Here is an 11,457-nt window from a genome sequence, read left to right as displayed (position 1 = left end):
TCTTGCCTACCCGGCGGCGGACAGGCTTTCCTGCCGCCCAGCAAAAGATTCGCGGGAGGCATCAATGGACACGGTCACGATCGGCGCAAAGGGCATCTCGGTTTCGCTCGATCTTTCCGTCGGCCATATCGCCGCCATGCAGGTCGAGATCGACGGCCATATCCTGAAACCGCTGCATCGCGCGCCCTGGGTCGGCTCGCCGCGCGAGACTTTGCCCGCGAACATCCCCGACGGCACCGTACGCCTGTCTGGCGATTTCCTTTGCGCGCCGTTCTCCACCAGCGATGTCGAGGAAGCGCCCCTGCATGGCTGGCCGGCCAACAGCGAGTGGGACGTCGTCGAGAGCGGCGCGGTTCCCGGCGGCTGGCGCGCCGTCTTCCGGCTGCGCCGCAAGGTGATGGGCGCGGCGGTCGACAAGGTCTTCACGCTGCGCGACGGCCATCCCTTCCTCTACCAGGAGCACATCTTTTCCGGCGGCTCCGGCGCCATCTCCGTCGCCCATCATCCGATGACGGCGATGCAGGACGGCGGCCGGCTTGCCTTCTCGCCCAAGCGCGCGGCTGTCACGCCCGCGACGCCGCTGGAGCCCGATCCGGCGCGCGGCCGCTTCATACTGGCATATCCCGCCCGCGCCACCGATCTTGCCCAGTTCCCGCTCGCCGCCGGCGGCACGACCGACCTCACCGACTACCGCATGGAAGACAGGCGCGAGGATTTCATCACTTTGGTCGAGGCCGATCATGGCGGTCCGGGCTGGACGGCGGTCGCGCGGCGCGCCGAACAGGATCTCGTTCTGGTGCTGAAGAACTCGGCCGAACTGCCGGTCACCATGCTGTGGCTTTCGAATGGCGGCCGCGATTACGCGCCATGGAGCGGGCGCCATCTCGGCGTGCTCGGCATCGAGGACGGCCGCGCCGCGGTCGGTCACGCCGCTTCGCTCGGCGACAACTGGCTGAAGCACGAAGGCGTGGCGACGGCCTTCGCGCTGGCCGAAGGCCGCTCGGTCTCCTTCCGCCACGTCATCGGCTCGGTTCCGTTCGCCGAGGTCGAGGCGCCGGCCGACGTTGAGACCGCGCCTGATCGCTTGCGCATCGTCGCCGCCGATGGCGCCGCCAAGGAGGTGCCGTTCGACGGCGAGTTCTTGCGCATCGGGCGTTCGATCCCGGCGTAGGCCCGCTGGTTCGTCATTCCAGGGTCTGCGCGCGTCGCTTCGCTCCTTGCTTCGCCCGTGGATGACGAAGGGATGGGCGCCTCGGCTAATCTCCAAGCGGCTGGCGGTCGAAACTTCGGCATAAGCGAACGAGGTTTGAAATTTCCACCTTTCACCGCCAAGATGCGGGCCGCAACCTTACCGGAAAGGCGCCGATGTCCGAGATCGCCCATATCACAGCCGCCATCTTCAAGCGCGCCGGCAAGGCCAAGCGCTTCGTCGTCGCCATCGCCGGTCCGCCCGGCTCCGGCAAGTCGACGCTGTCGGCGTCATTGCATGAGCTTCTGCCCGAGGGCAGCTCGGAGGTCGTGCCGATGGACGGCTTCCACTATGACGACATCATTCTCAACCGCCGCGGCCTGCGCCCTCGCAAAGGCGCGCCGGAAACCTTCGATTTCGCCGGCTTCGAGACGCTGTTGAAGCGCATCCGCTCCGGCGAGCCCGACATCGCTATCCCGGTGTTCGATCGCACCATCGAACTATCGCGCGCGGCGGCCGAAATCGTCGGCACCGACACCAAGTTCATCCTGGTCGAGGGCAATTACCTGCTGCTCGACGAGGAGCCGTGGTCGCGGCTGGGGCCGTTGTTCGATTTCACCATCTTCGTCGACGTGCCGCGCAATGAGCTCGAGCGCCGGCTGATGGAGCGCTGGCGCGAGCATGGCAAGTCCGATGAAGATGCCCGCGCCTGGATTGCCTCCAACGACATGCCCAACATCGAACGGGTGCTGGCGCGGCGCCGGCCGGCCGACATGGTCATTGGTTAACCTGCTCAATTTTCAATATTTTCCGGCGGGAACTTTAAGGTTTTCACGCCGTTATGCCCCTATCCCGAATTGTCCGGCGCCGGAGCAATTCCAGGAAGGCGCGCAACCGCTTTCCGCCCGGAATTGCGAACGAAAACAAGCAGGAGCCGTCAGATGGCAACCAACAGCAGAAAACCCGCCCCCAAAAAAACCAGGGCCAACCAATCGAGGACGGCGCAGGCCAAGGCTGGCGCCGGCCCGGCGCTCGCCGAGCGGTCGAAAGATGCCAAGCAGGCTTTCGGCAAGGCGGCGCCGAAGAAGGTGACGCCAGGCACAGCCCACAAGGTCGCTGCCAAGGCCGCGAAGCATCCGAAGCCGGCGGCAAAGACGTCGGGTCCTATCCGCACCGCGGCCAGCGTCGCGACAGGAGCGGTCGTCGCTACCGCGCGACTTGCGGCCTCCATGTTCGGCCGCGGTGGCGCCAAGGCCAAGACGAAATAGGCGTTTTATGCAATTCCGGACAGGAGGCGGCGAAGTCGCTGAGCCTGAGCGTCGCCCCTTTTCCTGAAATCGCTTTCAGCCCCTTGCCGGAATGGTGAGGCCGCGCTTCACGGCCGGCCGTTCCAGGCCGCGCTCCAGCCAATCGGCGACGGTCGGGAAATCATCGAAGCCGACCAGTTCGCGTGCCTCGTAGAAGCCGATCAGGTTGCGCACCCAGCCCAGCATCGACACGTCCGCGATGGTGTAGTCGTCGTCCATGATCCACTTGCGACCCTTCAGCCGCGTTTCCAGCACGCCGATCAGCCGTCGCGACTCGTCGCGATAGCGCTCCAGCGGCCGCTTGTCGGCGATTTCGCGCCCGGCGAACTTATTGAAGAAGCCGACCTGTCCGAAGATCGGGCCGATCGACGCCATCTGGAAGAACACCCACTGGATCGTCTCGTAGCGCCGTATCGGATCGGCGGGAATGAGCTTGCCGGTCTTGTCGGCCAGATAGAGCAGGATGGCGCCCGATTCGAACAGGCCGATCGGCTTGCCGCCCGGACCATCCGGATCGATGATCGCCGGTATCTTGCCGTTCGGGTTGAGCGACAAGAATTCCGACGTCCAGCTCTCGTTCTTGCCGATGTCGACGTAGTGCGGCTCATAGGGCAGGCCGATCTCCTCCAGCGCGATCGAAGCCTTCACGCCATTGGGCGTCGTGGCGGAATAAAGCTGCAGGCGCTCGGGATGCTTGGCCGGCCAGCGCTTGGTGATCGGAAAGGTGGACAGGTCGGTCATCGGAAACTCCGGATGCGGGTCGGCGCCGGACGGCACTCGTGGCAGGTGAGGAAGAATTAGGATTCCGGCCGGCCCGGATCAATACACCTGGCGCCGGCCGCCCATGGACACACAGTCAACCGGGGCAGTGATCAGACCGCCTTGAAGGCCAGCACCGCATTGGTGCCGCCAAAGGCAAAGCTGTTGCTGATCGCCGAGCGCACCTTGCGTTCGCGCGCCGTGTTCGGCGTCACGTCGAGGTCGCATTCCGGGTCCGGCTCGCGGAAATTGGCGGTCGGCGGCACGATGCCCTCGCGGATCGCCATCACGCAGGCGACCATCTCAAGTCCGCCCGAGGCGCCGAGGCAATGCGCATGCATCGACTTGGTCGAGGACACCGAAAGCGAACGGGTATGCTCGCCGAAGACGCGCTTGATCGCCGCGGTCTCGATCTGATCGTTGGCCTTGGTGCCGGTGCCGTGCGCGTTGAGATAGTCGACGTCTTCCGGATTGAGCCCGGCATCGGCCAGGCAGAAGCGCATCGCCGCTTCCGGCCCCTCGACGGTCGGCGCGACGATGTCGGAGGCGTCGGCGGAAAGGCCGACACCGGCGATCTCGGCCAGGATGGTGGCGCCGCGCGCCATGGCGTGATCGTAGCTTTCCAGCACCGCCATGCCGGCGCCTTCGCCGAGCGAAAGGCCCTGGCGGTCGGCAGAGAACGGCCGGCACGTATCGGGCGAAAGCACCCTGAGCGCCTCCCAGCCCTTGAGAACGCCCCACACCAGCGGCGCCTCGGTGCCGCCCGCGACCATCACGTCGGCGCGGCCGAGCCGGATCTGGTCGACCGCCGTGGAAATCGCATGGTTGGCCGACGAGCAGGCCGAGGTCACGCCGTAGACAGGTCCGCGCAGGCCGAGGCTCATGCTCACCTGGCCGGCTGCCGCGCCCGGCATCACTTTCGGCACCGTGAAGATGGCGGCGCGGTTGCGCCCCTCGACCAGGATCGCGCGATAATTCTCCTCGATGGTCTCGAAACCGGCAACGCCGACGCCGATGATCGCGCCCATCCGGTAGGTGTTGTCGGCATGCGCCGTCAATCCGGACTGCCGCATGGCTTCGCGGGCCGCGATCACCGCCAGCAGGCTGAAGCGATCCATCGACACCAGCTGCTTGCGGTCGATGCCGTGGTCCGGCAATGCCTTGACCTCGGAGCCGACCTTGACCTTTAGGTCGTGCAGCGACGAATTCTCGATCGCGCCGATGGCCGAGCGGCCGGCGCGCATGGCGTCCCACATCGCCGGCACGTCGTTGCCGAGCCCGCAAATCCCGCCAATGCCGGTGATGACGACGCGTTTTTGCATGCAGTCAGGCTTTTTTCGCGATCAGTTCGCGAACCGCCTCGACCATGTCGCCGACGTTCTTGAGATTGCTCCAGGCGTCGACCGTGTTCATCTCGATCTCGATGTTATACTTTTCCTCGAGGTCGAAGATGATCTCCGTCAGCTCCAGCGAATGGATGCCAAGCGTGCTGAGATCGGTGCTGGTGGTGATCTCCTCGCCGCCGGTATCGGCATGCGCTTTGATCTTTTCGATGATCTCGGTCGTCAGCTGGTCAGCCATTCGGTTCCTTCCCTGTCGTTCCCGACGCCGACTGATCAGCGCCCCTTTTTTGATCCCCGGATCCAACAAACGCCGTTGCCGTTGCCTCGCCGGACACCGCGCGACCGCTCCAGGGTGGCTTCCCTCTATAGAAACCGAAACGATGTCAAGCAACAAGCGATATATCGACAAAGCCGCCGGAGTGCTTAACCTGGGGTCGTGGACATGACCGACGACACCTTGGCACCCCAACCTGCCTCTCCTTCGGACGCCGCTGCTTTGCCGGTCGCGCAACGTGTTGCCGGGCTAGGCAGGCTTTTCTGCGGCAAGAGCCGTGGCCGCACGCGCCTGCGGCGGCTTTATCAGGACGGATCGGCCAAAATCCGACTGCCGGCGGTGCAAGGCGATCCGCTCGAGGCGGTGCTGATCAACACGGCCGGGGGGCTGACCGGCGGTGACCGTCTCGGCTGGACGGTCGAGGTCGATGCCGACGCCTCTGCCTCCGTCACCACCCAGGCCTGCGAAAAGGTCTATCGCGCCGCCGCCGACAGGGCCGAGACGAGTGTCGGCCTGCGCGTCGGTCCGGGCGGCCGTATCGCCTGGCTGCCGCAGGAAACCATCGTTTTCGACAATGCCGCCTTCGCCCGCACGCTGGATGTCGAGCTCGCCCAAGATGCCGAGGCATTGGTGCTCGAAGCCACGCTGTTCGGCCGGCTTGCGATGGGCGAGCGCACGGTCAACGGCAGTTTCCACGACCGCTGGCGAATCCGCCAGAACGGCGTGCTGTTCCATGCGGAGGATTTCCGGGTCGGCCCGCAGATCGCGGCAACGCTCCAGCGGCCGGCGGCGACAGGCGGTGCGCTTGCCGTGGCCACGTTGCTGCTCATTTCGCCGCAGGCGGAAAGCCTGCTGGAGCCGGCCCGCGCCATCATCGGCGACCCCACCATGGGCGGCTCGGGTGGCGCCAGTTTCTGGAGCGTCGGCCGATCTGGCAAGCTTCTTGCGAGGCTTTGCGCCGGCGACGGGTACCAGCTCCGCAAACGGCTGGTTCCGCTCGTCGAACTGCTCAATGGACGGGCGGGCCTGCCCAAATTGTGGTCACTCTGATTTGAACACCGGGACTTTGCATGAACCTGACGCCGCGTGAAAAAGACAAGCTGCTCATCGCCATGGCGGCGATGGTGGCACGCAAGCGGCTGGAGCGTGGCGTCAAGCTCAACCACCCGGAAGCCATCGCCTTGATCACCGACTTCGTCGTCGAAGGCGCGCGCGACGGCCGTCCGGTCGCGGAACTGATGGAAGCCGGCGCCCATGTCATCACCCGCGCCCAGGTCATGGACGGCATCGCCGAGATGATCCACGACGTCCAGGTCGAGGCGACGTTTCCCGACGGCACCAAACTAGTCACCGTGCATGAACCCATAAGGTGAGACCGATGCTGGAATTGCGACCCAATTGCGAATGCTGCGACAAGGACCTGCCGCCGGGGGCGACCGATGCGCTGATCTGCACCTTCGAATGCACCTTCTGCGCCGACTGCGTCGACAATGTGCTGGGCGGCGTCTGCCCCAATTGCGGCGGCAATTTCGCGCCGCGGCCGATCAGGCCGGCGGCCAAGCTCTCGAAATATCCGCCGTCGACCAAACGCGTGCTCAAGGCCGAAGGCTGCGGCCCGCGCAAGGCCGCCTGATCAGGTTAAAGGGGAAGGGTAGAAACATGATCTCCGCTTCGACGAAACGCAGCGCGCTCGGCGCCGTTCTGCTGCTGGCCGCGGCAATGCCCGCTGAAGCCCATGTCAGCGTCGGCACGGCCTCTTCCTTCGCCGCGGGTTTCGCGCATCCGCTGTCCGGCCTCGACCATATGACGGTCATGCTCGCCGTTGGCCTGTGGGCGGCGATGAAGGGCGGCAAGGCGGTCTCGGCGTGGCCGCTCACCTTTCTCGGCGTGATGCTGGTCGGCGGCGGCCTCGGCATGCTGCATGTGCCGCTGCCTTTCGTCGAGCCGGCCATCCTCGCTTCCGTCGTGGCGCTCGGCCTTCTGGTGGCGCTGGCGATCGACCTGCCGGTCTCGGCCGGTGTCGTCGTCATCGGTCTGTTCGCGCTGTTCCACGGTCACGCGCATGGCACGGAAGTGCCCGAAAATGCCGGCGGACTGGAATACATGGCCGGTTTTGCCGTTGCGACAGTGCTGCTCCACGGCGTCGGCATGGCGGCCGGTCTCGGGTTTGGCCTGCGCTACCGCAGCCTGGCGCGCACCGCCGGCGCCGCTTGCGCGGCGGTCGGTGTCGGCCTTGCCTTCGGCGTTTTGTGAGGGCGCGATGATCCCCGGCGAAGTCATCCCGGCCAAAGGCGAGATCGAACTCAACAAGGGGCGGCCGACCGTCACGCTCAAGGTCGCCAACAGTGGCGACCGTCCGGTCCAGGTCGGCAGCCACTATCACTTCTTCGAGACCAATGAGGGCCTGAAATTCGACCGTGAGCAGGCGCGCGGCATGCGGCTCGATATCGCCGCCGGCACCGCCATGCGCTTCGAGCCAGGGCAGGAGCGCGATGTCACGCTGGTGCCGCTCGGCGGCAAGCGCGAGGTCTATGGTTTTCAGCAGAAGGTGATGGGCAAGCTGTGACGTCCGCCGGCGGCCTCAAATCATTTCGGCGGCTTGGCGGCGGCGTAGATGACGATCTTGCCGGGATTGTCGAACTCCACCGCAAGCACGTCCTCGGCCAGCACGCGCCGCGAATCGATCGCGTTGAAGAGCAGCGCATTCGCCTCGATCTCCTGGCGCAGCTCGGCCACGTCGTCCTTATGCTGCTTCACCTTGTTTTCGATCACCGGCGGCGGCCCGCCTTCGCTGCGCGCCGCATCGGTCAGGAACACGATGTCGACCGTGTCGAGCTTGGTGGTCTTGCGCACCGTGCCAATATTCTCGCGGGTGCGGTCGATGGCCGTGATGACCTTTCCGGCCTCGGTTTGCGAGGAGGTCTCTTCCTGCCGGATGTTCGAATCGACGATGGCCGAGACGGACTTGTCATTGGTCAGAGGCTGCGCCGGGAAGGCGGCGTGTGGCGTGGCCAGAACAAGCGCAGCGACGACCACTGGGATGTATCTTCGAAGGCGCGGAGCATTCGCCATCGCTCGCTCCTGACTGAACTCGTGGCGGGGCGAAAGAAGCGAAACGGTCCTCCCAGGCCGGAGGTTCCCTTCAAAAGCCGGACGGCGGACCGCAAGGCGGCCCGCCCTGGCATGCAGTCAGCTTGCCTTCTTGGTGATCAGCGTCAGCGCGCCATTGGGCTGCATGCTGGCGGCGATCACCTGCGCCGAGCTGACGCCCTTGGCTTCGAGCGCGGATTTCACCTTGGGCGTCGCGTCGATCGACTTGCGCAAGGTCTGCAGGCCGGCATCGCCGCGCTGTGCCACGATCTGGTTGACCTGCGTCTGCGTGTCCTTGGGCAGTTCTGTGATGTCGACGATGTTGACGCTCTGGATCGTCGGCACGGCGGGCTGTCCCTTCGGCGCGGCTGGTGCGGTCGGCGCCGGACTGGGCTGCGGCGTTGGCTGCTGCTGGGCGCTCGCGGCGCCCGCCATCATCAGAGTGGCGGCTGCGGCGATGACTATCGTTTTACGCATGGATGTTCCTTCCATCGGTTGGGCAAACGGTCGTTTTGGGCTGACTCGCGCACCTCAACCGCCAAATGGGAGCGCAAGGTGTCGCCGAACGGGTCATTGCGTGACCATTGGATGGCGACAATGTGCAGCCCACGCTCAAACAACCGTATTTTTGGCAACCTGAATTTCGGGAGCAATCGCTGATGGCCAGGATAACCCGCGCTTCCTATGCGCAGATGTATGGCCCGACGGTCGGCGACAAGGTGCGGCTTGCCGACACCGAGCTGTTCATCGAGGTCGAGAAGGATCTCACCGTTTACGGCGAGGAAGTGAAATTCGGCGGCGGCAAGGTCATCCGCGACGGCATGGGCCAGAGCCAGGTCACGCGGGCGGGCGGCGCCGTCGACACCGTCATCACCAACGCGCTGGTCGTCGACGCGCTAGCCGGCATCGTAAAGGCCGATATCGGCCTGAAGGATGGCCGCATCGCGGCAATCGGCAAGGCCGGTAATCCCGATACGCAGGATGGCGTCACCATCATCATCGGCCCGGGCACCGAGATCATCGCCGGCGAAGGTAAGATCCTGACGGCCGGCGGCTTCGACGCGCATATCCATTTCATCTGCCCGCAGCAGATCGAGGAAGCGCTGATGAGCGGCATCACGACGATGCTGGGCGGCGGCACCGGTCCGGCGCACGGCACCCTGGCCACCACCTGCACGCCGGGGCCATGGCACATGGCGCGCATGATCCAGTCCTTCGACGCCTTCCCGATGAATATCGGCCTGTCCGGCAAGGGCAATGCCTCAAAGCCGGCGGCGCTCGAGGAGATGGTGCTGGCCGGCGCCTGCTCGCTGAAGCTGCATGAGGACTGGGGCACGACGCCGGCGGCGATCGACTGCTGCCTGTCGGTCGCCGACGATTACGACGTGCAGGTGATGATCCACACCGACACGCTGAACGAGTCCGGCTTCGTCGAGAACACGGTGGCGGCGATCAAGGGCCGCACCATCCATGCCTTCCACACCGAGGGCGCCGGCGGCGGCCACGCGCCCGACATCATCAAGGTCTGCGGCCTGCCCAACGTCATCCCGTCCTCGACCAATCCGACCCGGCCATACACCGTCAACACGCTCGCCGAGCATCTCGACATGCTGATGGTCTGCCATCATCTTTCGCCGTCGATCCCCGAGGACATCGCCTTTGCCGAAAGCCGCATCCGCAAGGAGACGATCGCGGCCGAGGACATCCTGCACGACATCGGCGCCTTCTCGATCATCTCTTCCGACAGCCAGGCCATGGGCCGTGTCGGCGAGGTGGCGATCCGCTGCTGGCAGACCGCCGACAAGATGAAGCGCCAGCGTGGCGCGCTGCCCGGCGAGACCGGCGACAATGACAATTTCCGCGTCCGCCGCTACATCGCCAAATACACGATCAACCCGGCGATCGCGCACGGCCTGTCGAAGGAGATCGGCTCGATAACGGTCGGCAAACGCGCCGATCTGGTGCTCTGGAACCCGGCCTTCTTCGGCGTGAAGCCGGAGATGGTGCTGGTCGGCGGCACGATCGCCGCCGCACCCATGGGCGATCCCAACGCCTCGATCCCGACGCCGCAGCCGATGCACTACCGGCCGATGTTCGGCGCCTATGGCAAGGCGCTGACCAATTCTTCGGTCACCTTCGTCTCGAAGGCCGCCTTCGATGCCGGCCTGCAGGGCAGGCTGGGTGTCGATAAGGCGATGATCGCGGTCGAGAACACGCGCGGCGGCATCGGCAAGCACTCGATGGTGCTCAACGACGCCACCCCTCATGTCGAAGTCGATCCGGAAACCTACGAGGTGCGCGCCGACGGCGAGCTCCTGACCTGTGAGCCGGCGACGGTGCTGCCGATGGCGCAGCGGTATTTTCTGTTTTAGGATCGGTGCGCCCACAGAATATCGGACGCATCCATGAATGAGCAAAAGAAGCTGGCGGTGATTTCCAAGATGGGCGCGCTGCGAAAATACAATGGCGGCGTTACCCCGCTCACCATGCCGCTTGTTACGCTGGAAGAATATTTTGATGGGGCTGAAGGTGAAGCCGGATTGCTCTGCAACAGTGCGGAGGCGCCGGACAATGATACGATTCTGGCAACATTTCAGTCGATACGCAAAAGGCCCGAAGTTCACGACGTTCGGATAGCAATTGTGCAGTGTGATGATGGAGAATGGCCGTTCTCCGACAAGGTCGTCGTCACAACGCGCGCCGGTGAAGAAGATGTCGTCGGCTGGTTGCCGTCAGGGTTTGAACCGGACGAAACTTGGGAAGGCGATGTGGATCATCTACCGGCCGAGCAGGTTGAAGTTCCTGCGGGCTACCGAAAGCTATGGCTGTGGTATGACTGACTTCAATGATCGGGTCTGCTCGTAGATGGCCACCGAAATCGCTTCTCCCCACGACATCTTCCCGCATATCCGCATCGTCATGGGCATGGTGATCGGCCTTGGCGTCACCCGGCTGCTTTCGGGAACCGCCCACATCGTCCAGCATCCCGGCCAGTACCGGCTCTATGCGGTGCACCTTGCCTGGGTCGCCTCGGTGCTGTTGATGCTGGTGCATTTCTGGTGGTGGGAGTTCGGGCTCTACGCCATCGAGAACTGGACCTTCGGCAAATATCTCTTCATCATCTTCTACGCCATCACCCTGTTCCTGCTCTGCGCGCTACTGTTTCCGGATTCGATGCTCGATTACACCGGCTACGAGGACTATTTTTATTCGCGCCGCGCCTGGTTCTTCGGGCTGCTTGGCGCGACCTACCTGCTCGATGTCGTCGACACGCTGCTCAAGGGCCCGGAGCATTTCGCCCGCTTCGGCAACGAATATCTGATCCGCACCCCGGTCTTCGTGGCGCTCTGCCTCGTGGCGATCCTGGTGCGCGACCGCCGCTTCCATATCGCCTTCGTGGCGGTTGCGCTGATCTATCAGATTTCGTTCATCCTGCGGCTCTTCGACACCATCGTCTGATCGGGAGCAATCGTCTAGGGTCGCGAGGAAAGAGGG

General features: G+C 64.6%; 16 protein-coding genes. 11 read left to right on the top strand and 5 right to left on the bottom strand.

Annotated features, from left to right (window positions below):
* The first annotated feature begins 64 nt into the window (after positions 1–64).
* The 3 genes from DPM33_RS09495 (at position 65) to DPM33_RS09485 (ending at position 2,457) form a co-directional block, all read left to right on the top strand.
* On the top strand, positions 65–1,171 hold the full coding sequence (locus DPM33_RS09495) for a hypothetical protein (RefSeq protein ID WP_112097134.1): 1,107 nt from the start codon (positions 65–67) through the stop codon (positions 1,169–1,171).
* Between the two features lie 194 nt (positions 1,172–1,365).
* Positions 1,366–1,977 (top strand): nucleoside triphosphate hydrolase, encoded by a 612-nt coding sequence (locus DPM33_RS09490; protein ID WP_112097133.1) that lies wholly within the window; start codon positions 1,366–1,368, stop codon positions 1,975–1,977.
* A gap of 153 nt (positions 1,978–2,130) precedes the next feature.
* A complete protein-coding gene (locus tag DPM33_RS09485) occupies positions 2,131–2,457 on the top strand; it encodes a hypothetical protein (protein WP_112097132.1) in 327 nt (108 codons plus the stop codon).
* A gap of 75 nt (positions 2,458–2,532) precedes the next feature.
* Here the strand turns inward: DPM33_RS09485 and DPM33_RS09480 are convergent, their stop codons facing one another.
* From DPM33_RS09480 to DPM33_RS09470, 3 genes are all read right to left on the bottom strand, one after another.
* Positions 2,533–3,237, bottom strand: coding sequence for a glutathione S-transferase family protein (locus DPM33_RS09480; RefSeq protein WP_112097299.1), 705 nt, complete (start codon positions 3,235–3,237; stop codon positions 2,533–2,535).
* A 131-nt stretch (positions 3,238–3,368) separates the two neighbouring features.
* Positions 3,369–4,577, bottom strand: a complete 1,209-nt coding sequence (locus DPM33_RS09475) for a beta-ketoacyl-[acyl-carrier-protein] synthase family protein (protein WP_112097131.1) — start codon at positions 4,575–4,577, stop codon at positions 3,369–3,371.
* A 4-nt stretch (positions 4,578–4,581) separates the two neighbouring features.
* The gene (locus DPM33_RS09470) at positions 4,582–4,836 is read right to left on the bottom strand and encodes an acyl carrier protein (RefSeq protein ID WP_112097130.1); all 255 of its coding nucleotides are present in this window, start codon (positions 4,834–4,836) and stop codon (positions 4,582–4,584) included.
* Positions 4,837–5,040: 204 nt separating this feature from the next.
* On the opposite strand from DPM33_RS09470, the gene DPM33_RS09465 reads away from it, so the two are divergent.
* Genes DPM33_RS09465 through DPM33_RS09445 form a run of 5 tightly spaced genes read left to right on the top strand, consistent with a single transcriptional unit; the run spans position 5,041 to position 7,438 of the window.
* Complete coding sequence (locus DPM33_RS09465; protein WP_112097129.1) at positions 5,041–5,922, top strand: urease accessory protein UreD; 882 nt, start codon at positions 5,041–5,043, stop codon at positions 5,920–5,922.
* Between the two features lie 20 nt (positions 5,923–5,942).
* Positions 5,943–6,245 (top strand): urease subunit gamma, encoded by a 303-nt coding sequence (locus tag DPM33_RS09460; protein ID WP_112097128.1) that lies wholly within the window; start codon positions 5,943–5,945, stop codon positions 6,243–6,245.
* Between the two features lie 5 nt (positions 6,246–6,250).
* Entirely contained in the window at positions 6,251–6,505 is a 255-nt protein-coding gene (locus tag DPM33_RS09455) for a DUF1272 domain-containing protein (protein WP_112097127.1), read from the top strand.
* A 26-nt stretch (positions 6,506–6,531) separates the two neighbouring features.
* Entirely contained in the window at positions 6,532–7,125 is a 594-nt protein-coding gene (locus DPM33_RS09450; RefSeq protein WP_112097126.1) for a HupE/UreJ family protein, read from the top strand.
* 7 nt (positions 7,126–7,132) lie between these two features.
* Positions 7,133–7,438 (top strand): urease subunit beta, encoded by a 306-nt coding sequence (locus DPM33_RS09445; protein WP_112097125.1) that lies wholly within the window; start codon positions 7,133–7,135, stop codon positions 7,436–7,438.
* A 20-nt stretch (positions 7,439–7,458) separates the two neighbouring features.
* On the opposite strand, the gene DPM33_RS09440 is transcribed toward DPM33_RS09445, so the two are convergent.
* A complete protein-coding gene (locus tag DPM33_RS09440) occupies positions 7,459–7,944 on the bottom strand; it encodes a hypothetical protein (protein WP_112097124.1) in 486 nt (161 codons plus the stop codon).
* 117 nt (positions 7,945–8,061) lie between these two features.
* Positions 8,062–8,439: a hypothetical protein gene (locus DPM33_RS09435; RefSeq protein WP_112097123.1), complete on the bottom strand. Its 378-nt coding sequence runs from the start codon at positions 8,437–8,439 to the stop codon at positions 8,062–8,064.
* Between the two features lie 182 nt (positions 8,440–8,621).
* Between DPM33_RS09435 and ureC the strand changes: the two genes are divergently transcribed.
* The 3 genes from ureC to DPM33_RS09420 are packed head-to-tail and all read left to right on the top strand — an operon-like array spanning position 8,622 to position 11,421.
* Positions 8,622–10,334: an urease subunit alpha gene (gene ureC, locus DPM33_RS09430; RefSeq protein WP_112097122.1), complete on the top strand. Its 1,713-nt coding sequence runs from the start codon at positions 8,622–8,624 to the stop codon at positions 10,332–10,334.
* 33 nt (positions 10,335–10,367) lie between these two features.
* Positions 10,368–10,802, top strand: coding sequence for a hypothetical protein (locus DPM33_RS09425; protein ID WP_112097121.1), 435 nt, complete (start codon positions 10,368–10,370; stop codon positions 10,800–10,802).
* Between the two features lie 25 nt (positions 10,803–10,827).
* On the top strand, positions 10,828–11,421 hold the full coding sequence (locus tag DPM33_RS09420) for a hypothetical protein (protein ID WP_112097120.1): 594 nt from the start codon (positions 10,828–10,830) through the stop codon (positions 11,419–11,421).
* Positions 11,422–11,457 lie beyond the last annotated feature (36 nt).

This window comes from Mesorhizobium hawassense, assembly GCF_003289945.1.
Classification (GTDB): domain Bacteria; phylum Pseudomonadota; class Alphaproteobacteria; order Rhizobiales; family Rhizobiaceae; genus Mesorhizobium; species Mesorhizobium hawassense.
The sequence above is the reverse complement of the archived record's forward strand: the minus strand, read 5'-3'. Positions and strand labels throughout refer to the sequence as shown.